Here is a 26,419-nt window from a genome sequence, read left to right as displayed (position 1 = left end):
TCGAGAAGTAATATCAGGAAGTCAATGAAAAGTTTGAGCGTAAGCTTCCGAAGTATTTTTCATCTCAAGAAGTAGTACCAGGAAGTTAATGAAAAGTTTGAGGATGATTCATATGATGAAAAGGCTGTTTCAGCAGGTACACAATAGCCGGAAATTATTTGTTATCAGTGTTATTTTTGGCTGTTTGGGTGGTCTTATCTTAATTGCTGAGGCTTATTATGTAGCAAATATTGTGGATGATGTATTTCTGGAAGGATTGGGGCTAGCAGAAGTAAAGCTAATGCTAGCTCTGCTACTAGCTGTTATTATCATTCGTGCACTACTTCATATGGTTAGTGACTATACGGCTTCAAAACTTGCGCAAGGGATAAAGAGTGAGCTTAGACTTCGTCTAGTTAAGAAGCTAGGAGACTTAGGACCCGAGTATAGTAAAGAGGAACGTAGCGGTGAACTAGTTTCTACATTATATGAAGGAGTTGAGCAACTTGAAAACTACTTAGCCAAGTATGTTCCGCAAATTGTACTATCTATGTTTGTGCCTTTTGCAATTTTTGTGCTAGTAGTTGGTCAGGACGGCTTATCAGCTCTTGTCTATGCGATCACTTTGCCATTGCTTATTTTGTTTATGATCTTAATCGGCAAATTTACGAAGTCACGTACAGATCGTCAATATAAGTTATTAGGTAGATTAGGTGGGCATTTCCAAGAGATATTACGTGGTATGGAGACGTTGAAAATATTCAATCGCTCCAAAGCACAGCTACAAATTATCGGTAAAATTAGTGAAGAGCATCGCAAATCTACGATGGCTACTCTGAAACTAGCCTTTTTGTCTGCCTTTGTGATGGAGTTGTTTGCCACGATAAGTACAGCAGTTATTGCGGTATTTCTCGGTTTGCGACTGGTAAAAGGACAAATGGAGTTTTATGATGCGTTTCTAATTCTACTGTTAACACCAGAGTTCTATGCGCCGATTCGTGCGTTAGGTACGCAGTTCCATTCTGGTATGAATGGAGCATCTGCTGCGACTCGTATTTTTAATATATTGGATGCAAAGCCTTCAGGTTATGTGGAGAAGGAAGATGGTTTGAAACCAGCTTCAGTTCAAGCCAACGGTTACCGTATCCAATTTCAACATGTAACGGTACACTATGAAGGCTACGAAACACCTGCGTTACATGATGTTTCTTTTACGGTAGAACCAGGTCAACAACTTGCTATAGTTGGGGCAACCGGTGCAGGCAAAAGCACTATTCTTGATTTGCTTCAAGGGTTCATTAAGCCAACTAGTGGCAAAATTCTAATCGATGGTGTAGATCTAGCAGAACTATCCATAGGTCATTGGCGGAAGCAACTATCGACTGTTTCGCAGAAGGTTCACTTATTCCACGGTACAATTAGAGAGAATATATTATTAGGGTTAGAACATGTGACGGATGAACAAGTGAGGAATATTCTCGAACAAGCAGGTGCTGATCGATTTGTCAGTCAATTGCCTCAAGGGTTGAATACCAAGCTAGGTGATGCCATTCAATTATCTGGTGGACAAATCCAACGATTAGCGATTGCTAGAGCATTATTGCGTCACGATGCAAAGTTAATATTATTGGATGAAGCGACGAATGGACTTGATGTGTTTCATGAGCAGTTAGTCCATAACAACCTTAAGCAATGGATACAAGGTAGAAGCGCAGTTATCGTTGCTCATCAGCTTGAAAGTATTACTTCATCAGATTACATTCTCGTATTAAAAGATGGCGAAGTTGCTGAAAGTGGTTCTCCAGCCCATGTATTAGCTAAGGATGGATTGTTTGCACAGATGATTACAGCAAGCAAAGGACATGAAGATGCTACAAACGGACATGATACACCTAAAGTTACTTCGACTAGTGCGAAGAGTGAATTACGAATAGAAAGTTCTACTACTGACCGAGCACAAAAAGTCGTTACATCAACTGCCCCTTATGAGTCCGTAAATTGGACGAAAACTAAGCAAACGAAACATGCACAGGACAATGAAGAAGCGTTCAGCTTCCGTAGTATATGGAAGGCAACACGTAATTTAATGACATTTTTAGCGCAATATAAATGGTTAGCGTTATGTGCTGTGTTGTTATCATTTGCTACAATTGCCGCTAATATTGGGTTAATGGGAACTTCAGGTTACCTCATTGCGAAAGCAGCATTGCAGCCTGAAAATATACTGATGATCTATGTTCCGATCGTTGGCGTTCGTTTCTTTGGTATATCCCGAAGTGTATTTCGTTATCTTGAACGACTAGCTTCTCACAATGTCACTTTCAAAGTATTACACCGACTAAGAATATGGTTGTATGAACGACTCGAGCCGAAAGGTATTACGTTGTTTCAGCACAAACGTGGCGGAGATGTACTTGGCAGTGTCATTAGCGACATCGAACAATTGCAAAATTTCTACTTGAGGCTGTTTTCGCCGCCAGTTGTATATGCATTAACTGTCGTACTTACTGTTGGTTTCCTAAGCACCGTGCATATAAAGCTTGCAATTGTTTCACTAATTATGCTTGTCATAGCAGGAGTTGTCATTCCCTATATCGGATATCGCAATGGTAAGCAACGTGGTGTACAACTTGTTAATGCTCGAATTGGTCTATATGAGCATGCACTAGATTTATTGCGTGGGATGGCCACTATCCAGCAGTTTGGTACATTTACTTCTTCACAGCAACAAATTACGAAGGTACAAGATCAACTTAATCATTTACAATTACAAGAGCACCGCAATACATCATTAAATAATGGATTGATGACTGCAATTACGCAGCTATCAATGTGGGTGATGCTCATTATTAGTATTCCGCTTATCGTTGATGGAAGTATTGCACCTTATATGTTACCAGCAATTTTACTAATTACGTTAGCAAGTTTTGAAGCAGCGGCTCCCCTGCCACAAGCATTTCAGATGAGTTCTGGTATAGCTACAGCTGCTAATCGTTTATTTGTATTAGCTGATGATCAAGAACAACCATCTACTGTGAGTGAACAAGGAATTGTTAATAAGCAGTCTTTTGTCCCTAATGAAAATACAAATGATATAGTAAAACGGTTTATCACTACTGAACAGCTATCTTTGAAGGCAGTTGATAATAATCTTGATTCACTCTCCTCAAAAGAGCAAACGAATAACTGGCAATGTGATCTAAGTAATGTACAATTCAGCTATGAAAATAGAAACCATATTGCTCTTGAAGGTATTAATCTAACATTAAAAAAAGGGAGGAAAATGGCCGTAGTTGGTGAAAGCGGAGCAGGAAAGAGTACTCTACTTCATGCAATACTGAAATTGAGCCCGATTACTAATGGTGAGATTAGTATTAATGGAATGAATTATGACCAATGTAGCGAGGAACAAGTACGTTCTCAATATGCAGTTGTGTCTCAGCAAGTACAACTATTTAATGCGACAGTAGCAGAAAATCTACGGCTTGGTAATCAAGCAGCTACACTAGAGCAGCTTAGAGTAGCTGCACAAATTGCTGAGATCGATTCATTCATTATGAGTTTGCCGAGTGGGTATAACACGATGATAGGTGAGTATGGTGCGAAACTATCAGGTGGACAAAGACAGAGATTAGCTTTAGCTAGAGCAATAATCCGTCAAAGCAATGCCATCTTACTTGATGAGCCTGCTACTGGATTAGATCGGCTAACTCAGAAAGCGTTCCATGACAATATGCGAGAGATGATGGTCACACACGCTGTATTATGGATAACGCATCGCCTTGCTGATATTACCGATATGGATGAGATTATCGTCTTGAAGCAAGGACGTATTGTTGAACAGGGAACTCATGAGCAACTAATGGATGCCAAAGGTCACTATTATGATATGTGGTGCTTAGAGCGTTCCAAAGACTGGGAACAGAATGTGAGTTAATGATGTAAGGTAGGGTAAAGCGAATGGGAAAAAAGTTTCCCAGCAAACGAAAACCCCGAACTATTTATACGAAATACTTTTTAAGAATTTCGTTATAGTTCGGGGTTCTATTTAAAATCTTATGAGGTCTAGCTTATTGTTCAGCTCAGATCATAAGATAATTAGTTTTGTCCTAGTCTCTTTTTCTTTGAACACTACACTAATAATAACGTTAATCCGTATAAACTAATCGATGCCACGATGAGCAAGAGTAGTGGTTTAATAGCTTTTTTCGTTAAACTTCGTAAATCTATAGACAAACCTAATGCCGCCATCGATACGGCAAGTAGAAATGTAGCGAAAGAAGAAATACTTGTCTGAATTGCTTCATTCATAAATCCAACGTAGAATCCTGCAGTGCTAATCAATGATACAATGATGAACCCGATAATGAAGTAAGGAAAACTTGCTTTGGCAGTTGCTCCTTTAGTTTTTCGATTCATCCACCAAGTAAAAATGATTGTAACAGGGAATAGTAGAAATACACGACTTAGCTTGGCCATAAATGCGTTAGCTAACGAATCGTTTCCAAAGTAATCACCTGCTAAAGCAGCGTGAGCAATTTCATGTGCACTGTAGCCTACCCAAGTTCCATATTGCTCAGGAGATAAATGAATCCATTGTTCAGCTAATGGTGCACCAAGTGCAAATAATGTTCCAACTATCGCAATTAATGCTGCAGATAATGCTATATCACTTTTATTGGATTTGATAATAGGAGATACTGCACCAATCGCAGCGGCTCCACATATCGCAGTTCCTGTAGCAAGTAATAATGCGATCGATTGCTCTACTTTTAACCACTTTGCCAATAGTAGTACAATTGTAAATGTACAAGCGATGACAATAACAGCTGTTCCGATCAATGATAACCCTTCTTGAAATAACAATATAAAATTCAAACGAACCCCATAAAGAACGATCGCAATTCGTAATAAGATCTTTGAACTAAAGTCAATACCATCTTGCCACTTGGCAGCATTATATATAAAATTCCGAAACAACACTGCAAGTAGAATGGCTATTGGAAGTGGACCAATTAAAGTTAGTCCAGGAACATATGAGAAAGCATATGCAATAACTGCTAAGCTTGTTGGTAGTAGTATTCCGTATAATTTTCGTATGGTCATGATGTTCGCCTCTCTCTCTATAAATAGAGTACAATACATTATATATAATTAAAAATTAATATAATGTATACTTAATATAAGTAATTACTTATAATTGGAGCTGATTCATTGGATACTAAACATCAAGTGTTTTTAACGATTATTGAAACGGGTAGTTTCTCTAAAGCGGCAGAACGATTATATATGACGCAGCCTGCAATTAGTCAGTATGTTAAGCAACTAGAAAGTGAGATCGGGGTCACACTATTTGATCGTTCGACGAAAAAGCTGCATGTCACTGGGGCAGGGAAAATTGTTGAACGATATGTTCGTCAATTAGCAGATATGCATGGTGAGATGGAGCAAGCGATACATGACTACTTGCATGAAGTAAAAGGTCCACTTCGTATCGGTGCCAGTTATTCGTTCGGAGAGTATGTACTACCGAATATTTTGGCAAGTTTTTTGCACGATTATAGAGATGTTATTCCTAAAATAGATATACATAATACCCATGAAATTGCTAACGCTATCGTTAAGCAACAAATTGATATTGGTATCGTAGAAGGTTATGTCGATCACTCACAGCTATTATTACAGAAGATTGCTGAGGACGAAATGGTTGTAGTTGCACATCGTCCTGATGTATATGTCGAAGAGCAATCATGGATTGTGCGAGAGCGTGGTTCGGGAACTAGAGAAGCGATGAATGCATTTCTTACTAAATTCCACTTGAAGCCAAAGGTAATGTATGAGTATGGCAGTACCCAATTAATTAAAGGAACAGTAATGGCTGGAATTGGTATATCTTACTTATCCAAATGGACAGTGCAGCGGGAACTTGAAGAAGGTAGATTATTTACGATTAACGAAGCTGAATTCAATATGGTGCGCGATTTCTACTGTATTCAGCGTAAAGAGGCAGTAAGAAGTAAAGTGTTTGAAGCGTTCTCTCAACATTTGCACAAGTGCTGCAGTTATTTGTAATGTTTATTTCCTCCTTATCACATGATAAAGTAAAGTTAGAACTTATATTAAAGTAGCGAATGAGGAGGGAAATGCATTGGCGATTGCAGAAGTAACTGTTATTCCCATCGGAACAGCAAGTACGAGTTTGAGTTCTTATGTTGCGGACTTACAACGTGTACTAGAGCAACAGAAAAATATAAAATATACGTTAACTTCGATGAGTACAATTATTGAAGGTTCATTGGATGATATATTTATTGCCATAAGAGCAATTCATGAAGCGCCATTCCAAACGGATGCACAACGTGTTTCTACTTCAATCAAAATTGATGATCGACGAGACAAAGAAAGTTCATCGGAACAAAAGTTGCGTTCTGTTCAAGAGAAGCTATAACAGATAGTTGTTAAGAAAAGGTAAGCGAAATAAAATATCCAATTATTAATGCAAAACAAAAACAAGCTAAGTGAAACGGTATTTGCCGTCACTTAGCTTGTTTGCTTAATTAGCAATAAAAGTTATTTACTTTTATTGCTGCTCTTGTTTTGCTTCTTTGTCAAAATGCTGCTTCAATGATGCTTTCTTTGTTGTTAGCTGCTTAGACAGATCTATTTGAGAACGTTTAGCGTTTTTGATCTCTTCATTCAACTTATTAATACGTGCCATTTTATTATTAAGTTCACTATGCGTTTTGCTCAATTTCATATCTCTTTGTAATTGGTTTATTTTAGATTCGGCTTTTTCTTGTTTCTTTTTTTCGTTAATTGTTTTCGTTTCTATGTCAGCAATCTCACGTTGAAGACGAGTAATAATTGCTTTAGTGAACATAATGGACATTCATACACCCCATAATCATTTAGTATAGCTAAGTCACTATATTACTATAAATAGCGTCATTAAGCGAGAAAATGTATGGTTATAAGACAGGGAATATTGTATTCATCATACATTAAAATAAATATTTTCCAAATACTATATCAATAGTATACTAATCTTATATATTCAGTTTAATAAGAGGAGATAGTAGCATGCCAATGCGAAGACTTGGAGGTCCGATCTTAGGAATTATTATTCCGTATATTATTTTTGAGTGGTTGAGGAGACAACCATCATGGGATCTCATGCTAACCTTACCGACAGGTCATTTCTACATTGTTAGCGCAGTTTCTTTTCTCGCAATTATTATTGCTTTTTTGATTGGAATAGCTGGAAGACGATTACGAAATATAAAAGTCGGATTTCTCGCATTGGCCTTTATCTCCTTGGCCGAAATATTTATGGTTCACGGTCTATCTACACCTAACTTTATTATTCATCAAACTCATTTACCAGGTGTTATGGCTCCACTAAGCGTTGTAGCAGCAACAATATGGTTATGGCTATCCACTTTATCGTCGGATCATCGTATTGTTATTTTTTTTGCAAAGTATGAAAGATTACTGCTTCCACTATGGACGATAACGTTAGCGTTAATGGGAACATTAGCAATGCTGATGCCTCACGGACTAAATTTTGTGAAACTCGATGTTTATCCTATCAACTATGCGGTAACCGTTATTATAGCTCTGCTTAATTTACATACGATGTACCAATATTTTCAATCATATTCCTATTCAAGATTTCCGTTGCAAATCGCGATCGTCTATAGTGCAGGTTGGCTTATTGTTGCTCAAATCATTATGGTGATGGGAGAAAATTGGCGAATAAGCTGGTGGATTTATCATTTCCTGCTGCTTGCTTCTATGATTATTATGTTATGGGGACTTATAAAGCAGTACGTGGCAAATCGATCATTAGCTGAAGCGATGCGAGCATTATTTACAACTGATCCATACGAGCGAATAACGAATTCTATTTCTCCAAGTGTAAAAGCATTAATGATGGCTACGGAAAGCAAGGATCACTATACAGCAGGTCATAACTTTAGAGTTACTGTCTATGCACTTAAAATTGCAGAGCAGCTACAGTTAAGACCTGATCAGCTACGTGCGTTAGCCCATGGAACAATCATTCATGATATCGGAAAGCTAGAAATTCCAGATGATATTTTGAATAAACCAGGGAAATTGACTGCTGAGGAGCGGGAAGTGATTGAATCACATCCATTAAGTGGCTATGAAATGTGTAGAAAACTTGGCTTCATGAAAGAAGAACTGGAAATCATTCGACATCATCATGAAAAATGGAACGGTACAGGATATCCTGATCAACTCCGAGGTGAACAAATTCCGAGAATGGCGAGAATAGTTGCAGTTGCAGATGTATATGACGCACTTACTTCCGATCGAGCATATCGTAAAGCGCTATCTCATGAAGATGCTTTACTTTTTCTAATTGAACAAAAAGGCATTCATTTCGATCCAGTCTGTGTAGAAGCTTGGAAAAAGGTATGTGAACGGGTTCCTCATATTCAGCGAGAAGTGACTTATAAGTACGAACAGAAAATCACTTCAGATGAATATGTTCTAAGCAATGAAGCAACAAGAAATATGTAATATTACGAGTCAACAATATTTGCAATAAACCTGTATGTTTAATTCAAGCGATCGAACAATAATACTGTTCAGACTTTTTTCAATGAAAAGGGGACTTAATAATGAGTAAAGCTATATTAACAATCGACGACGGACCAACAACACTTACACCATCTATGATTGACTATCTCAAATCTAAAAATATTATGCCGATTCTATTTTTCTATGGGCATCAATTAGAAAGTCATTTTGAAGAAGGGCTATATGCTTTGCAACAAGGTGCAATTATCGGTAATCACAGTTATAGTCATCCTAATTTTAATGACCTCTCATACGAAGAATGTATTAGTGAGATTGAAAAGCAGGAAGCGTTACTTGATCGTTTATTTCAAACAGCTGGAATTGAGCGGACTTATAAATTATTTCGCTTTCCTTACGGAGCAAAAGGCGGGAAAAATAAAGCATTAATTCAGCAATACTTACATGAGCATGGCTACAATAGAGTAGATGACAGTCAGATTGATGTTAAGTGGTATATAGATAATGAATTCAATACGGATATAGATTCATTGTGGACTTTCGACTTTATGGAATATCAATTGAATAATTCTACTGACTTTACGTTCGATAGTATTTTGCATCGAATCCATGATCCAAACCCAGAGACAGGAGCTCCTTTGTTAGAGCGGGAAATAAATCATATCGTTCTCATCCATGATCATGAGAATACTGACAAAATATTACCCAATTATTTTGAAATTCTTATCGATTATGTTATAGAAGAGGGAGTAGAATTTGTTCCCCCTAGAATTAGTGTAATGAAACAATAAGTGCTATATTAAATATAGAGCAGAGTGCAGAGCTTGGAGGTAATATAGTTGCTTATTGGTGTTATTATTATTGTTGGAGTTATATTGTGTATTTATTTGCTTTTAAGTTATTATCCACCGCTAGGAGCTAGTCAGTCTGCAGCACGTAGACACGAACTGAGTAAGTCGAAGAACTATGCAGACAAAAAATTTGTTAATGCCATTCCGACTTCGATGGTAGTGGCAAACTCAAATAAAGATAAAATGAGAATGATAGCTGATTATATTAAAGGAAATCCTAATTCAAGACCAAGTAAACCGCTTAAAGTTACACGAATGAAAGAGCAACATTTTGTTGCAGGAGAGCTACCTCGACTGACATGGTTCGGACATTCTGCCTCTTTGCTGCAATTGGATGGAAAAACAATATTGCTCGATCCGATGTTTGGAAAAGCGCCATCACCTGTTCCGTTAATAGGTGGTAAGCGATACAGCAAAACATTACCTTTTGAAATCGAGCAGCTGCCAACGATAGACGCTGTAATTATTTCTCATGATCATTATGATCATCTAGATTATGGCTCGATCATTAAATTGAAGAGCAAAGTAAAGAGATTTATTGTTCCGCTAGGTGTAGCGCCTCATCTAATTAAATGGGGAATCGACGCTGAGATAATAACGGAGCATGATTGGTGGGACGAACTCACTTACGAGGGGATTAGCTTAACCTGTACTCCAGCAAGACATTTCTCAGGTAGAAGTCTAACTGATAGTAACGCGACTTTGTGGTGTTCTTGGGTTATTCGCGGTCAATCAGCAAAAGTATTTTTTAGTGGCGACAGTGGTTATGGACCTCATTTCAAGGAGATCGGAGATAAGTATGGCCCATTTGATCTGACCTTAATGGAATGTGGTCAGTACAATGAGCATTGGGCATCAATTCATATGTTTCCAGAGGAGACGGTTCAAGCGCATTTGGACGTAAGAGGAGACGTAATGATTCCCATACATTGGGGAGCATTTACATTATCACTTCATGCTTGGACGGATCCGGTTGAACGTGCAGTAAAGGCGGCGAAAGAACGGAATGTATCTATAGCTACACCTCGCATTGGTGAGCCTGTTCACATTGGTGCAGTTTCATATCCAATTGAGGAATGGTGGAGCATAAAGGGCAGCGATTAAATCGCTGCCCTTTTAATTATGTTGTAAGTTCTAATTAACTCTGATCGTAATGATCACTATATTTTATCATCAAGTTTAATACGCTCGATAGAATCATTACACTGGATTTGAAACTCACGTGGGTTATCTACGAAAAGATATATTCGATCTACTAGTTGTCGTTTACCAAACATGCGACTAATCGTAATCTGATTATCCAAAGTAATGAGGATATTGGGTTCAATAGCAAGAGGTGTAAATGCTGTTTTTAATTCATCATTAGTGAGTTTCTCATAGTTAATTGTGGAGACAGATGATATTTTATTGATATCAATATAAGCTAGCATTTGAATTCCATATTGAATTCTTACTTTTTGTTTGAACAGTAGAATAGGATTGAGACACATCGCTCGATAATCAGCAATGAACATAAAGATCAGATAGATATTCCCTAATGAAATAATCCAGGCAGCAATATGTGACCATTGCATAAGCACAATATGAACTAAAGCCCCCTCAATGATCAATAGTTTACATAAGAACAGGACGAGGACAAGCCAGCTAGAATTTCTATGGTAGCTAAATGCGGTGGAGTCAGCTTGTGTGTAAGGTTTTTTTCTCCAAGCGAGAACAGTATAGTATAAGACAGATAGTTCATGAACAATTAGACCAGAGAGTTTAGAAGTATTGAAAGTTACTTCTACACTTTTAGTAAGGGTTTCGATGGGGTGAGATTCAGCCGAGCGATTACGTCTATAAGTGTTAATAATTTGAGAAAGCTTGTATATCTCATAACTAATGAACGCAAGCTCCAAAGGAATAATTATATATTTTATAACTTCAATTACAGCTTGACTACTTGAAGGTAGTAGTAGCATTAGCGAGATATAGCCAACAAGGCAAAAGGGTAGAATTGAGATGAATTTTATCTGGAGCTTTCGGTATATAAGAAAGTAAAGCAACAACGGTATGACAACGACAAAATCTAATAATAGTGCAATCGATAATAGTTGATTATTGTCTTGTAGTAGAGAAGATTTCATAATAAAAAGATCACATATAATGATTAACAAACTTAGACCAATAAAATAATTGAAGTTCTTTCTATAGCGCTTGAACATGGTTATACACTCCCATTCAAACATAGTTAACTCAAATTGTTCATTTAAGAATGACTGACTGATATTAAGATGTATTAGTTTAAGTATAAAATGTTGGTGAATAATGGTCAACGTAATTATACGATTAGATTAACCGTTGAAAAATAATGATGACGCTTGTTTGTTGGAGATGTACATACGATAAGAAGATAGCCAGCTACCGATTGGGGGAATCGGTAGCTGGCTATTACATTAGGATGGTTTCTTACTGAGGAATGAAAATGATGACGTGAAATGAAATATATCGGAGAATTATTCCGGTTTAGTGACCTTTAAGGTTTCAAGATCTTTGCGGATATTGTCTTCAGCGGTACGAATAGCAGTATTAACATCGATTCCATTTAGTGCAATATCAGTAAAAGCTTGAGTCACATGTACAGATACATCATTTTCCCATCTATGTTGAGCTAATACAGGAGTTTCTGTTTTGAATATATTTTCAATTTTGATTCCTTTGAGCACTTCGATATCTGCACCAAACTCTTTGTCTAATTCCGGATTATCAATCGCAGGAACTCGACCATTTCGAGAAACTTTACGTTGTACTTCATCAGATAAAATATTAGCTAACACTTGAAAGGCTTCATCTTGATGTTTGCTTACTGATGAGATAGAAACGGAGTGCACATTAGCAACTTTACCTTGACCAAGATTATCTTCGAAGTTAGGGATAGGAGCGAGACCCCAGTTTAACGGCTTACCTTCAGCGCGTAATTCTTCTAATGTTCCAATTAAGTTAGCTAATAAGGTAGGTCGCATCGCTAAATTCTGATCGATAACGAATGAGTTACGGTCGTACTGGTACTTTTCTCCTTGCACATATCCAGGAAACTTAACACTCTTCTCGACGGTCTCGAAGATTTTTCTCCATTGCTCCGATTGTAAGATAGGTTCACCTGATTCTGGATCTAATGTAGATACACCATAACTACCTTGTAAAGTTGCAGGGCCGTTATTGAGATCAATTCCGATATACTGTACACCATCCTCATTACGAGTTAATTGTTGTGCAGTAGCTAATATTTCATCCCAAGTTACTTGTTCATCAGAGGGATAGGGAACATGGAATTTATCAAAGATATCTTTGTTATAGAACAAAGCGGCTAAGTTTGAAGAGAATGGTAATGTGAAGAGTTCTCCATCTTTAGCGAAGTTATATACGGATTCAAGAAGGTAGGGCTTAATACGATTCGTATCGAAAGCATATTTTTCAGCTAATGGCGTTAAGTCTGCTAATGCCTCTAGTTCTTGGAATGCATAGTATGAACCACTAGTTTGATAGATAATATCTGGTGGATCATTAGAAAGTAAAACCTCAGCAGGCGTTACACCTTCAGCAGGAACTATTTTTTCTAAAGTGATATGTGGAAACTTTTCTTTCGTTGGCTGTACAAAAAACAAATCGAATTCTGTGTCTGTTAATGTCCCGCCGCCAACATAGAAGGTCAAGGTAACAGGATCAAGTGATTGTTGTTTTTCAGGGGTAGCAGTTTCTGTGGTAGTTGTTTCTTTTTTGCCTTCCGTATTTGTTGGTAATTGATTGTTCGTTGCATTATTTGCGCATCCGAACAAAAAAAGACTTAGCATTAGTATGGATGCTAGTGTTGGAATACTTTTATTTCTCATTGTCTGTTTCTTCATCGTTATAATCCCCTCTCAATGTGTAAAATTAGACCAAGTGTTACAAACATGTATACTTCGTATCATTCTGCCTGATATAAATGCATAAAAGCGAAGACGCTTTATGAATCAGGCATCTCCGCTTATACGGTTGATCTATGAGATTAATTTGCATAATACACATTTGTTTACTCGGATATAGCCATGATTATACTTACCAAATAACGGTAGGTCAATAGCGATTTTAAAAATAATATAGATAAAAACTTGAGTGCCTATTTTGCATATTAGCCTATTGACACTCCAAAATATGGGTGTTAATATGGGTAAAATCAAACTAAAGCAGTTGGTTTTATTGGTATTATCCGTCAGCATTGACCATATCGATGGAGATGTTCAACTTTTCATAGTTCACACGAAAGTGTTGTTCTATGTGAAAGTGGATATCTCCATTTTTTTGTTTTCAAAGAAGTTTGTTCAAGGAAGTAAACAAAAAGTTTTAAGTTAATGCTTTCGAAGCGAACTTTTTGATTTCAAAGAAGTTTGTTCAAGGAAGTAAACAAAAAGTTTTAAGGAGGAAGAGATATGAGAAGAGTTACGTTGTTAAGTGTAGTAATGGTTTTAGTAATTATGGTGATTGCAGCTTGTGGAGCAAACACGAAAGTGACACAACAACCTGTAACTCAAGCAGGCGAAGATACAAATAATGATTCGCAAATCGCAGAAACAAGAGAACCTGTTACTCTAACTTTTTGGAACTATGGTAACACGATTACAGATACAGAATTTGATAAGTTAATCGTACAGCCTACGAAAGAGAAGTATCCTCACATTACATTAGAAAGAATTCGCACAGATGATGATGTTACTCCAGAACAATTGTTAGCTGCAGGTAATTTGCCAGACATTATTTATACTAGTACGGGATCTAATTATTATCGCTTCTTAGATATTGGCATTGTTCAACCGTTGGATGAACTGATCGCGAAGCATAATGTAGATTTCACAACGGTCAAACCAGCAATTGTTGAATCTATTCAAAGCTATACAGATGATCAATCAATTATAGCAGTGCCGTTATCATTCAACTTATTCATTACGTATTACAACAAGGAAATTTTCGATAAATTTAACATTCCATACCCATCGGATGAGCCACAAACTTGGCAACAATGGTTGGAAATTGGTCGCCAATTGACCCGTGTTGATAATGGTGTTCAATACTTAGGTATTGATGTCGGAGGCGCTAGTAATTTAGCACGAAGCTTAAAACTAGCTAATGTTGATCCTGCAACAGACCAATCTACTCTTGGAGATGAACAATTGGAACAAGTTTTTGAACTACTAAAGCAACAATATGAAATTCCAGGCTTTATTGGAGAAAATCAAGAACTAGTATACGATCGCACACAATTTATGCAAGAACGTAGATTAGCGATTCGTCATGCTTTTCTAGCCAATATGATTGGACCATTGGAAGAACTTCGTAAGGAAGGAATTGAGTTAGATTGGGATATTGCCCCAGCTGCACACTTTGGAGATGAAAAGGTGCCAGGAAGTATTCATTCTCTAATTGTCTCTAATCAGGGTGATAACATCGAGGATGCATTTTTAGTAGTATCTAATGTATTGTCGGATGAAACTCAAAGATTAGTAGCAAGAAATGGCCGTGTTCCTTCTATTATAAACCCAGAACTGGAAAAAGAATTTGGAGCAGACGTTGAAGTTCTTAAAGGTAAGAAGATTGAAAATGTGTTTAAACTGACTGCTATTGCTAATAGTACACCACATCCACTTGACGGTAAGCTTGGTAAAGTATTAGATGCGATATCTCAAGATATAGCGTTTAACGGAAAGGATGTCGTCTCTGCATTGCGAGCAGGGAAAGAAGAAAGTGATCGTTTAATAAAAGCATGGGAGGCTACTAGATGAGTAACGAAAACATCAAATATTATACTGCTGATGTATTAGTCATTGGAGGAGGTCCAGCAGGAGCATGGGCTGCATGGAGTGCAGCCCAAACAGGAGCAAAAGTAATTCTAGTTGATAAAGGATACCTAGGCTCAAGTGGTGCAACAGCACCTGGCGGAACAAATCTATTATATTTACCTCCAGATCAAGCATTAAGAGATACTGCTGTAGACATGCGAATGAATTCTGGTGGTTTTCTATCAGAACCTGACTGGATATACCGTGTACTGGATCAAGTTTATATTAATTTAGATCGAATTGAGCAATGGGGATATCCATTTGTAAAAGATGAAAAAGGTGATGCTCAACGTAATCATCTTCATGGACCAGAATATATGGCACTGATGCGTAAACAAGTAAAAAAAGCAGGAGTAACTGTATTAGATCATGCTCCCGCACTAGAATTACTAGTGGATGAACATGGGGTGGGCGGAGCAAGAGGTGTACTTCGTCAACAGAATAAGGAATGGGAAATAAAAGCAGGTGCCGTTGTTATTGCTACCGGTGGCTGTGCATTTTTAAGTAAAGGTTTAGGGTGTAATGTGCTTACAGGCGATGGATATCTGATGGGTGCCGAGGTTGGAGCAGAACTATCAGGTATGGAGTTTAGTCGTCAATATGCACCAAGTGCTGCTTATAGTTCCCCTACTCGTGGAAGATTACTTGGCTGGGCAACTTATTATGACGAGGATGGAAATGAGTTAGGTGGAGATCGCGGTGGAGATTTCTTAGCAAAAAGACTACTAAATGGTGGATCAGTCTACGCGATGATGAATAAAGCAGATACACCAGAAAAACAAGCGATTTTGCGCTCAGCACATTCAATCTTCTTCTTACCGTATGATCGAGCAGGCATTAATGTCTTTACGGATATGTTTCCTCTTACACTTCGTTATGAAGGTACTGTTCGAGGAACAGGCGGACTGCGGATTGTAACGGATGATTGTGGAACTACTGTACCTGGTTTGTATGCTGCTGGAGATGCAGCTACAAGGGAGCGAATTACAGGTGCTGCATCGGGTGGCGGTGCTTTCAATGCTTCTTGGGCTATTTGTTCTGGTACTTGGTCAGGCGAAGGTGCCGCACATTATGCTAAAGAGAAAGCTAGTTTATTGGGAGATCGTGAATTGCAGAGAGCTGGTAAATATGGACTTCATGCAGAAAGTACGACACAAGCCACACAAAATGAAGATACACCACCAACTTCAAAACTAAGACCAACAACTTCAAATGATGCTCAGACCGATGTAGTAATTAAAGAGCTAGTTAAAGCCATTCAAAACGAGATATTACCGCTTGAGAAGAATTATTTCCGTAGCGAATCAGGCATACAAGAGTCACTTAATTCACTACATGAGCTGTGGCCAAAAGTTCAGCACCAAAAAGTAGAATCCATTCATGATGTTGTTCATGCAAGAGAAGCAGCCGCAATGGCTGCCACAGCACGCTGGATTTATACGGCTGCACTAGCACGAAAAGAGACGCGGGGAAGAGGTTTGCATACATTCACAGAGTATCCTGAACAAGACCCGAATCAGCATCATCGCATTATAGTGTCTGGATTAGAGGAAATTCAAGTCAGTTATGATACTTCATTTATAGATAAGGTAGAAAAATATCAAGAGCTACTCAAAAAGGAAGTGCAAGCGAAATGATAGAGTTGGTTAGTGATAGTCGTTGCATTGGATGTAACATGTGCGTTAAAGTGTGCCCAACTAACGTCTTTGATAAGACAGAGGATGTACCAGTGATTGCTCGTCAAGATGATTGCCAAACTTGCTTTATATGTGAAGCTTATTGCCCTGTAGATGCATTATATGTGTCTCCCTATGCGGATGAAGCGATTGAGGTTGATGAATTACAGTTAGCCAATGATGATGTACTTGGTAGCTGGAGAAAAACAATTGGTTGGGGACCAGGTCGTGTGAAGATTGCTTCAATCGATCAAACCCCATTTATCAACAGAATCTTACCAGAAAAAGTGTTGAAGGCAAGAGGGATATCCGATGTGGATTCTCCATTTGGTCGATAATAAAAATAGAGGAGATGGTTAGTAATGTCAACAACTAGTCGATTGGAACAAGAACAAACTGTTATTCAATATCGTAAAGAGGTTTTAGAACATCGAGCTACTGCAAAACCTGTACATCCGATTATATTAAATCGATGGTCCTCTCGTTCATTTGCTAATGAAGCAATTTCAGATGATCAGTTATATACAGTTTTAGAAGCTGCAAGATGGGCACCTTCTGGCAGCAATGCACAACCGTGGCGCTTTTATGTTGCGAAAACCGAACAGGAGAAGGAATTATTTCAGCAATTCATTAACCCTCGTAATCGTGTATGGTCACATAAGGCAGCTGTATTTATTCTTGTTACTTCAGCTAAGTTTAATAATGAAGGAAAACTACAAAGTTCTCACGCTTTTGATGCAGGCGCAGCTTGGGCTACACTTGCTTACCAAGCTAGTGCATTGGGCTTGAATACGAGAGCAATTGGTGGGTTTGATCGAGAAGAAGCTAGAAGATTGTTAGCTATACCAGGTGACATCGAACTACATGCTGTTATTTCTTTAGGTGTTAGAGGAACGCTAGAGGATCTAGATGAAAGTTTTCATGAAGCAGAAAAACCAAGTCAAAGAAAAGCATTAGAGGATAGCATATTGCCAATTATACTACCAGGTAATCATTAATCGAAAATAAAGATTAAATTTGAAATTTTAGGTATTGAATGTAATGTTTAGTCGTGCTATATTGAATTCAATAATTATATCCGATTAAACACATATGAATAGTTTTAATGTGCACAACCGTACAAACGGAGAGCGTTTCTGAGTTAATCAGGAGCGCTCTTTGTCTATTAGTAGCTATACAAGTTATTGGAGGTGGTCATCTTGACTAGAGTTGCAAACAATATTACTGAATTAATAGGGAATACCCCATTGGTACGGTTGAATAATATTGTTCCCGAAGATAGCGCAGAAGTGCTGTTGAAGCTAGAATATTTCAATCCTGGAAGTAGTGTGAAGGATAGAATCGCCATTAGTATCATTGAAGAGGCTGAGAAGTTAGGGCTTCTACAAAAAGGGAGTACGATTATTGAAGCAACTAGTGGTAACACAGGAATTGGAATTGCATTAGTTGCTGCCGCACGTGGTTATAAAGCAGTACTCGTTATGCCAGAAACGATGAGTTTTGAGAGAAGGAACTTACTACGCGCTTATGGAGCAGAGCTTATCTTAACGCCAGGTGCGGAAGGCATGAAAGGTGCGATCCGTGTTGCACAAGAAATATTGGACCGTAACCCGAATTATTTCCCGGCCCGTCAATTTGATAATATCGCAAATGTAAATATCCACAGGACAACGACTGGACCAGAGATTGTTGCAGCTATTGACACATTAGATGGTGGACTTGATGGTTTTGTAGCTGGTATTGGAACTGGTGGAACAATTACAGGAGCGGGAGAAGTATTGAAAAATAAATATCCATCTATTCAAATTGTAGCAGTAGAGCCAGCCTTTTCTGCAGTGTTATCAGGAGGTAAGCCTACGCCGCATAAAATCCAAGGAATAGGCGCTGGATTTATTCCATCTATATTAAATACTCAAATATATAATCAGATTATTACGGTAACCAATGAGCAAGCATTTGAAACTGCTCGTCTTGTAGCTAGGCAAGAAGGTATACTTGGTGGAATTTCATCAGGTGCAGCGATCTATGCTGCAATACAATTAGCCAAACAACTGGGAACAGGTAAGCGTGTAGTAGCGGTAGTTCCGAGTAATGGTGAACGATATCTATCTACTGTTCTTTATGCAGATGAACAACAAGTATAAGAAGCATTATACTAATCGTCCATGATCGACTGGTAAACCAGAGTCATGGCTATCTTACTGTTAAGATAGCTATGTCTCTTTTTTTATATAAAATGTTTGGGAGATGAAGAATATGGCATTTACTTTACAGCTTGGAGATCAAGCTCCAGATTTTAATCTATTATCGGTTGATGGCAAGTATTACGGTTTGAACAGTTTTGAGGAAGCTAAAGTATTAGTTGTTTTCTTTACAAGTAACAGCTGCCCTTTTGTTATTGGATCAGATGAAGTCACGCGTCAAACCGTTTTGAAATACGCGCAACAAGGAGTTTCATTTGTAGGAATTAACGCTAACAGTGCGAACACTAAACCAGATGACTCCTATGAAAAAATGGTTGAACGAATCGAGCAGCATAATTTCCCTTGGGTATACGTTCATGATGCAGAACAAACGGCAGCATTAGCTTACGGTGCACTACGTACACCACATTTCTACGTGTTTGATCAAGATCGCAAACTTATTTACACTGGACGCGGAGTGGATAATCCACGTGAGGCAGACAAAATTACAAGCAATGATTTAGAAAGAGCTCTAGATGATCACATTGCTGGTAGAGAAGTACAAACTCCATTAACTAACCCACTAGGCTGCAATGTGAAATGGGAAGGGCAAGATAAAAATTGGATACCGGCAGAGGCATGCGATTTAATTCTAACAACTAACTAACAGATCAGGCGAAGGTTCCGTATCTGGAGTGATTATAGCGACAGATACGGAATTTTTTTTAATTACAGATAAAACGAAGTGGTTTGATGCGAAATTTAAACGTGCTTGGGAGAGATTTAGATGAGAAAAGCAAGATTAGCTATATTTTTAGTATTTATTATAGTGATAGGCGTGTTATCCGGTTGCAGTAATAATAATAATCCAGTAAAAACAACAACCAATGCAAATCAAACTAAAGATACAAATCATAATGCAACCAAGGAAGAAGTCGCTTCTGAAGAACCTGTAACTCTCAAAGTATTAAGAGCAGGCATAACGGTTACAGAAACTGAATTTGAGAAAACACTCGTAGAAACTACAAAAGCTAAATTCCCTCACGTAACGCTGGAGTGGGTAGATGCTCCAGAAGATGTCGAACTTGAACCGCTTATTACTTCAGGTGAAGTACCGGATCTGATATTTGTAGCCACATCAAATCTAGCAACAACGATTTCTGATTTAGAATTAGCAGAAGATTTGAACCCTTATGTTGAAAAATACAATGTAGATTTATCGAAACTAAAGCCAGTTGTATTAGATACGATAAAACAATATTCACCCCAAGGGGAATTGCACGGCTTTCCATTCTCTGTAAATTTACCTGTATTGTTCTATAACAAAGATATCTTTGATAAATTCAGCGTGAATTATCCACCAGATGAACAGATGAGCTGGAATGAGGCTATTAATTTAGGTAAACAAGTGACTCGTTCAGATAATGGTGTTAATTATATCGGAATTGATCTGTTTGGTTCTAACAATATTTCGACTGGTCTTGATCTAACGATCGTTGATCCAGAGACAGGTACTGCAAATGTTACCTCTCCAGAGTGGGTAAAAGTGTTTGAACAACTACAAAAGAGTTATGAAGTACCTGGATTTATTGGTGCAGATGGTCGTTACTTATATGCCGATGATGATGATATTTTCTTCAATGAACAAAATATTGCTATGGTTGCATACAATCTAGCTCATCTATTGGGACCACTTGAAGAATTAAGACAGCAAGGCATTGAATTAAATTGGGATTTTGCACCGTTCCCGAATTTTGAAGAGAATTTAGGAACAGGAAAGGGTGCTAATATCCACTCTATTATTTTGACAAAATCAAGCAAGCATAAAGATATCGCATTCCAAGTGTTGGCTAATCTATTGTCGGATGAATCACAATTAGCACTATCTAAAGCTGGTCGTGTACCAACAGTTGAGGGTGAACAATTCGAAGAGGTGTACGGTCAAGATATTGCTGTATTACAAGGTAAGAAGGTTGAGAACATCTTTAATGCCCCACCACGTGAAGTGATTCGTCCCCATAAATATGAAGGGAAAGTACGGAAATTTTTAGTAGAGGCGGAGCAAAGAGTCGCTACTGAGGGGCAGGATATTAATACAGCATTACGTATCGCACAAGAAGCGATTGATAAGGAGCTAGAAACTTTATCTAAAACGCAATAAGGGAGCGGATGAGTATGGCTGGTATTGTTATCAACCATTTATATAAGCGATATGGCAAGGATAAACAGGTTGTAGTGAATGATTTTCATCTTGAAATTAAAGATCGAGAATTTCTTGTGTTTGTCGGTCCCTCTGGATGTGGAAAATCTACAACGTTAAGAATGATTGCTGGGTTAGAGGATATTACAGAAGGTGAAGTATACATTGGTGACCAATTGGTAAATCATCTTCCCCCTAAAGATCGTGATATTGCTATGGTGTTTCAGAACTATGCTTTGTATCCAAACATGAGTGTGTTTGAAAACATAGCTTTTGGATTGAGGCTTAGAAAGCAACCAAGACATGAGATTGATTTGGCTGTGAGAAAAGCAGCAAAAATATTAGAAATTGAAGCATATTTACATCGTAAGCCGAAAGAATTGTCAGGCGGACAGCGTCAGCGTGTTGCTCTTGGAAGAGCTATTGTACGTGATCCTAAAGTATTTCTTATGGATGAACCTCTCTCAAATCTTGATGCCAAACTACGCGTTCAGATGAGAATGGAATTAATTAAGCTGCACAAAAGCTTAGCAGCAACATTCATCTATGTCACACATGATCAGGTTGAAGCGATGACAATGGCTGATCGAATTGTTGTTATGAAGGATGGGGTCGTACAACAAATTGATACGCCAGAAGCAGTTTATGCTACGCCAAACAATACTTTTGTGGCTAGCTTTATCGGTTCCCCACAAATCAATTTAATTCAAGGGAAAGTAGTAGCGGACCAGGCAGGGCGATTAACTTTTCAGACGAAAAGATATAACTTACCGATTGGGCAAGAGGCATCAGATATTTTGAGAATGCATAATAAAATTGATCGTAGAGTCATGCTTGGACTTCGTCCAGAGCATATAGCGTTGGAAGGGTTATATACGGAGCCGGTTATTACGGGTACATTCCATATTAGTGAGTTAATGGGTGCAGATCGTTTCCTTCATCTAGACATTGGAGAAGAGAAATTACTTATTATGCGAGTGGATGCTTATTACAAATCTAATGATCAAGAAAAACTAAGGATTGTTCCTGATATGTCCAAGGCACTCTATTTTGAAGCAGACAGTGGGAAGCGCCTAACATTGAACAATCTCGAATAGAGGAAGTTCAAAAAGTTTAGCTTTGATTACGATGTGTTGCGTTGTAGTTTATACGACGTCGCATATTGAACAACACTAAAAACAACAAGTTGTAACTAAGAGTGGAAAGGAGTGGCATGTAATGATACGAGGCAAATTACAAATGAAAAGTAGATATGTTTGGTCGGTTCTATTATTACTAGTTATCGCTACATTAACGACAGGGCTTATTTCAAGTCAAGCAAAAGGTACTCTCCGCTCAGGACCATATCAAGCGAATCTAACACTAAAGGACTTTGTCATTTGGGAGGATAAGTCTGTAGCAGAGGCTGATCTAGATCCCTATTATGTAAATGTTCTTCAGGGTTGGGAGCAGCAACAATTAACGTCAGTAACCTCTCGTATTGAAATAGACGCTACCACTCCTTCTGCTCAATCCAGTCAAACTGAAATCTATAAGGGCTCGTATGGAGGAAAAGATAATGTACTCCTATGGGAATCTAAAGATACAAACTGGATAGAGTATGAAGTCGATGTTCCAAAGGATGGATTATATGAATTACATGCGCTCTATTACCCTATTCAAGGTGATAATTATACCAGGCCGATAGTATGGGATGTCAAGATTAACGGGGAACGTCCTTTCCGAGAAGCATCATCTATCACATTATATCGATTGTGGCGTGATAAGAGCGAAATATTGAAAAATGATGACGGTGACGAGATTCGTCCTGTTGCACAGGATATTTCAGACTGGAGTCAATGGCCGTTCGTAGATGCTGGTGCCAATTATGCCAAGCCGCTTAAATGGTACTTTGCAAAAGGTAAAAATACGATTCGTATAGAAGGTTATGAGCCAATTGCGCTAGATAAATTGTACTTAGAACCGCCTACGGTGTTGCCGACTTACAAAGAAGTTACTAATGAGCAAGAGATAGAACCACTTAATGAAGAGATTATTACGTTGCAGGCAGAACAAATGGTATGGAAGAATGATCCTTCTATCGTAATGATGTGGGATCGCGATTGGAGTACGGTTCCTCGGGCAAAAGGTCGTATTACTTATAATACGATGGGGGGAGTTCGTTGGGATTGGCCTAACCAAGAGGCTGCTTGGCAATTTGAAGTGGCTGAAAGTGGATATTATCAAATTGGAATGAGAGCACTTCAGGAAAGATTCTCCCAAAAAGCTTCCTTTAGAAGAATTCAAATCGATGGAAAAGTGCCATTTGAAGAGTTACTGACGTATCGATTCCCATATTCTTCTTCCTGGAAGGGAGTCGTACTTGAGGATAATGGGGGAGAGCCTTTTAACTTCTACTTGGAGAAAGGAACGCACACGTTATCGATAGCTTTGACTCACTCAACAATAAGTCCAATTGTACGTGGGATAGAAAATTTAAGTGCACTTTTACGTGAGGCAGAACAAGATATAAGATCATTAACTGGTCGTCAGATTGACCGCAATCGTACATGGAAGTTAGATCGAGATTTGCCAGGTTTAACGGACAAACTACAGTTAGCACAAGCTAATTTAATAGTGTTGGCAGATGAAATGGCGAATGTTAATGGAAGTAAGGACAGTATAAGTGAAGGTTTTAGGGCATCTGCTAGTGATATTGAGCAATTATTAAAACATGCTGACGATATACCCTACTATGTAGATGAGATTACTTCTATTACCGAAAAAATTAATAATTTTGTAGTTAATCTGCATAAGCAGCCACTCCAACTAGACGAAATATATATCGTACCTTATGGTCAATCCATTCCCGTGATGGAAACATCTCTGGGAGATAAGGTTGTTGGACAGTTAGCTAACTTTGGCTATTCCTTTAATACACGTCAAAGCTTAGATGATATGGATGAGCAGGAGTTAAATGTGTGGGTATTGCGTGGTCGAGATTATGTCACACAACTACAAGATCTTGTGAATGAACAATTTACGCCAGCTACTGGAATTAAAGTAAAAGTAAATTTACTACCTACTACTCAATTACTTGTTTTATCAAATGCAGCGGGATTGCAACCGGATGTTGCACTTGGCTTAAATCAAGATTTACCTGTTGATTATGCAATTAGAGGAAGTATATATGATCTATCAAAATTTGAAGATTTCGATGATCTATATGAACGCTATAGCCCAGGATCATGGCAAGCGTTGTATTATGACGGGGGTTATTATGCTATTCCTGAGACTCAATCGTTCCAAGTTCTTTATTATCGAAAAGATATTATGAGAAATCTCGGATTAGAAATTCCTGAAACATGGGGAGACGTATATGATTCACTGCCAACCTTGCAACAAAATGATATGAATTTTTATATCAATCCAAATGAGTTTTTACCATTCATCTATCAAAATGGTGTTGACTTCTATTCAGCTGATGGACTGACTACAGCACTAGACACACCTGAAGGTTTCAAAGCTTTCCAACAATGGACTGATTTGTTCAATATGTATTCTCTCGAAAAACAAGTGCCTAGTTTCTATCAGCATTTCCGCAGTGGAACAATGCCTATTGGTATTTCTGATTATAATATGTACATTCAATTGTCCGCAGCAGCACCAGAACTTAATGGTCGCTGGGGAATGGCACTTATACCAGGGGTGGAACAAGAGGATGGATCTATTACTAGATGGGCAGGCGGACAACAAACGACCGGTGTAATTTTCGAGAAGTCTCAGAAAAAAAATGACGCTTGGACTTTTATGAAGTGGTGGGTATCCACAGAGGCTCAACAACGTTATGGTTCAGAATTAGAAGCAATAAATGGTGTTTCATTCCGTTGGAACACTGCTAATATAGAAGCATTTACTCAACTACCTTGGAAAAAAGAAGATTCAAATGTCATTTTAGAACAATGGTCTTGGTATCGAGAAAAAGAAAATCCTCCTGGAGGTTACTTCTTGGGGCGTGAATTGAATAATGCTTGGGTAGCATCTGTTATTAATGGAACGAACTACCGTACAGCACTTGAGACGACAGTTTTGGATATCAATCGTGAATTACTGCGAAAGCAGCAAGAGTTTGGTTTTGTGAATGAAAAAGGCGAGATCCAAAAAAGGTTTAGCTTCCCTCAAATCACTGATCCATGGGAGGGAGTGAATGAATATGTCCAATAAAATAGCAAATCATTTACAAAATATTTGGAAATTTAGACTGAGCTACTTATTTATTACTCCATTTATGCTTTGTTTTCTAGCATTTATTGTTGTACCTGTTATAGCTGCTGTTGTACTAAGTTTTACTTATTTTAATGCTATTGAAAGACCAAGATTTATTGGGTGGCAGAACTTTCAATATTTAATATCACAAGATTTATTGTTTCTAAAATATGCACTTCCTAATACGTTTAAATTTGCTCTAATCGTTGGACCTGGTGGTTATATCGCAGCCTTTTTATTGGCATGGTTAATCTCGCAATTACCAGGTAAATTGCAGAAGTGGTTCTCACTAGCGATGTATACACCATCGCTAACGATCGGAATAGCCATGTCTATTGTGTGGTTGCCAATGCTAACTGGTGATCGAATCGGTTACTTGAATAGTATTCTGCTAAGGCTTGGGATTATAGATGTGCCTCAATTATGGGTAACTGATCCTGACTACTTAATGAATGCCATGATAGTAGTTACATTGTGGTCAAGTATGGGGGTCGGGTTTCTCGCTATGCTTGCAGGCATCCTTAATATTAATAAAGATTACTATGAGGCAGCACGAATCGACGGAATGAAAAGCAGGTTACAAGAAATATGGTACATTACGATTCCATCGATGAAACCTCAAATGTTATTCGGAGCAGTAATGGCTATTGTAGCAACATTTAAGACTGGTGCCATTGGAGTGGAACTTTCAGGAATGAATCCAACACCTGCATACTCCGGGCATCTTATTATTAATCATATTGAGGATTTTGGGTTTATTCGGTTTGAAATGGGTTATGCAGCAGCTATTTCTGTATTTTTACTTATTATTATGTATGCATCAAATCGATTAAGCTGGGGACTTTTTGGAACGAAAGGAGATGAGTAA

General features: G+C 38.1%; 20 protein-coding genes. 16 read left to right on the top strand and 4 right to left on the bottom strand.

The window, feature by feature from the left end; genetic code table 11:
* Positions 1-115: 115 nt before the first annotated feature.
* On the top strand, positions 116-3,916 hold the full coding sequence (gene cydD, locus NAG76_22855) for a thiol reductant ABC exporter subunit CydD (protein ID URN94620.1): 3,801 nt from the start codon (positions 116-118) through the stop codon (positions 3,914-3,916).
* Between the two features lie 194 nt (positions 3,917-4,110).
* On the opposite strand, the gene NAG76_22850 is transcribed toward cydD, so the two are convergent.
* A complete protein-coding gene (locus tag NAG76_22850; GenBank protein URN94619.1) occupies positions 4,111-5,085 on the bottom strand; it encodes a putative sulfate exporter family transporter in 975 nt (324 codons plus the stop codon).
* Positions 5,086-5,193: 108 nt separating this feature from the next.
* On the opposite strand from NAG76_22850, the gene NAG76_22845 reads away from it, so the two are divergent.
* On the top strand, positions 5,194-6,051 hold the full coding sequence (locus NAG76_22845; protein URN94618.1) for a LysR family transcriptional regulator: 858 nt from the start codon (positions 5,194-5,196) through the stop codon (positions 6,049-6,051).
* A gap of 76 nt (positions 6,052-6,127) precedes the next feature.
* Complete coding sequence (locus NAG76_22840) at positions 6,128-6,427, top strand: MTH1187 family thiamine-binding protein (GenBank protein URN94617.1); 300 nt, start codon at positions 6,128-6,130, stop codon at positions 6,425-6,427.
* A 132-nt stretch (positions 6,428-6,559) separates the two neighbouring features.
* On the opposite strand, the gene NAG76_22835 is transcribed toward NAG76_22840, so the two are convergent.
* Positions 6,560-6,868 carry a hypothetical protein gene (locus NAG76_22835; protein URN94616.1) on the bottom strand — a complete coding sequence of 103 codons (309 nt, stop codon included), beginning with the start codon at positions 6,866-6,868 and terminating at the stop codon, positions 6,560-6,562.
* Positions 6,869-7,059: 191 nt separating this feature from the next.
* Here NAG76_22835 and NAG76_22830 point away from each other — a divergent pair, with 191 nt between their 5' ends.
* The 3 genes from NAG76_22830 to NAG76_22820 all read left to right on the top strand — a co-directional run bounded on the left by NAG76_22830 (position 7,060) and on the right by NAG76_22820 (position 10,499).
* Positions 7,060-8,526: an HD-GYP domain-containing protein gene (locus NAG76_22830; GenBank protein URN94615.1), complete on the top strand. Its 1,467-nt coding sequence runs from the start codon at positions 7,060-7,062 to the stop codon at positions 8,524-8,526.
* A 101-nt stretch (positions 8,527-8,627) separates the two neighbouring features.
* Positions 8,628-9,335: a polysaccharide deacetylase family protein gene (locus tag NAG76_22825; GenBank protein ID URN94614.1), complete on the top strand. Its 708-nt coding sequence runs from the start codon at positions 8,628-8,630 to the stop codon at positions 9,333-9,335.
* Positions 9,336-9,548: 213 nt separating this feature from the next.
* The gene (locus NAG76_22820; GenBank protein URN96915.1) at positions 9,549-10,499 is read left to right on the top strand and encodes an MBL fold metallo-hydrolase; all 951 of its coding nucleotides are present in this window, start codon (positions 9,549-9,551) and stop codon (positions 10,497-10,499) included.
* Between the two features lie 56 nt (positions 10,500-10,555).
* Here the strand turns inward: NAG76_22820 and NAG76_22815 are convergent, their stop codons facing one another.
* Both NAG76_22815 and NAG76_22810 read right to left on the bottom strand, forming a co-directional pair.
* The gene (locus tag NAG76_22815) at positions 10,556-11,599 is read right to left on the bottom strand and encodes a hypothetical protein (GenBank protein URN94613.1); all 1,044 of its coding nucleotides are present in this window, start codon (positions 11,597-11,599) and stop codon (positions 10,556-10,558) included.
* Positions 11,600-11,890: 291 nt separating this feature from the next.
* A complete protein-coding gene (locus NAG76_22810) occupies positions 11,891-13,279 on the bottom strand; it encodes an extracellular solute-binding protein (protein ID URN94612.1) in 1,389 nt (462 codons plus the stop codon).
* 564 nt (positions 13,280-13,843) lie between these two features.
* Here NAG76_22810 and NAG76_22805 point away from each other — a divergent pair.
* The 10 genes from NAG76_22805 to NAG76_22760 all read left to right on the top strand — a co-directional run bounded on the left by NAG76_22805 (position 13,844) and on the right by NAG76_22760 (position 26,419).
* Positions 13,844-15,190, top strand: coding sequence for an extracellular solute-binding protein (locus NAG76_22805; GenBank protein URN94611.1), 1,347 nt, complete (start codon positions 13,844-13,846; stop codon positions 15,188-15,190).
* On the top strand, positions 15,187-16,884 hold the full coding sequence (locus NAG76_22800; GenBank protein ID URN94610.1) for an FAD-binding protein: 1,698 nt from the start codon (positions 15,187-15,189) through the stop codon (positions 16,882-16,884). The genes NAG76_22805 and NAG76_22800 overlap by 4 nt, the downstream gene beginning before the upstream one ends.
* Positions 16,881-17,261, top strand: a complete 381-nt coding sequence (locus NAG76_22795) for a ferredoxin family protein (protein ID URN94609.1) — start codon at positions 16,881-16,883, stop codon at positions 17,259-17,261. The genes NAG76_22800 and NAG76_22795 overlap by 4 nt, the downstream gene beginning before the upstream one ends.
* Positions 17,262-17,285: 24 nt before the next feature.
* Positions 17,286-17,921 (top strand): nitroreductase family protein, encoded by a 636-nt coding sequence (locus NAG76_22790; protein ID URN94608.1) that lies wholly within the window; start codon positions 17,286-17,288, stop codon positions 17,919-17,921.
* A 201-nt stretch (positions 17,922-18,122) separates the two neighbouring features.
* A complete protein-coding gene (cysK, locus tag NAG76_22785) occupies positions 18,123-19,067 on the top strand; it encodes a cysteine synthase A (GenBank protein ID URN94607.1) in 945 nt (314 codons plus the stop codon).
* A gap of 112 nt (positions 19,068-19,179) precedes the next feature.
* Complete coding sequence (locus NAG76_22780) at positions 19,180-19,773, top strand: thioredoxin family protein (protein URN94606.1); 594 nt, start codon at positions 19,180-19,182, stop codon at positions 19,771-19,773.
* Positions 19,774-19,893: 120 nt separating this feature from the next.
* Entirely contained in the window at positions 19,894-21,267 is a 1,374-nt protein-coding gene (locus NAG76_22775) for an extracellular solute-binding protein (GenBank protein URN94605.1), read from the top strand.
* Positions 21,268-21,281: 14 nt separating this feature from the next.
* The gene (gene ugpC, locus NAG76_22770) at positions 21,282-22,403 is read left to right on the top strand and encodes a sn-glycerol-3-phosphate ABC transporter ATP-binding protein UgpC (GenBank protein URN94604.1); all 1,122 of its coding nucleotides are present in this window, start codon (positions 21,282-21,284) and stop codon (positions 22,401-22,403) included.
* Positions 22,404-22,524: 121 nt separating this feature from the next.
* Positions 22,525-25,509, top strand: a complete 2,985-nt coding sequence (locus NAG76_22765; GenBank protein URN94603.1) for an extracellular solute-binding protein — start codon at positions 22,525-22,527, stop codon at positions 25,507-25,509.
* Complete coding sequence (locus NAG76_22760; protein URN94602.1) at positions 25,499-26,419, top strand: sugar ABC transporter permease; 921 nt, start codon at positions 25,499-25,501, stop codon at positions 26,417-26,419. The genes NAG76_22765 and NAG76_22760 overlap by 11 nt, the downstream gene beginning before the upstream one ends.

The organism is Candidatus Pristimantibacillus lignocellulolyticus, from assembly GCA_023639215.1.
In the GTDB taxonomy this organism is placed as follows: Bacteria; Bacillota; Bacilli; order Paenibacillales; family Paenibacillaceae; genus Pristimantibacillus; species Pristimantibacillus lignocellulolyticus.
The sequence above is the reverse complement of the archived record's forward strand: the minus strand, read 5'-3'. Positions and strand labels throughout refer to the sequence as shown.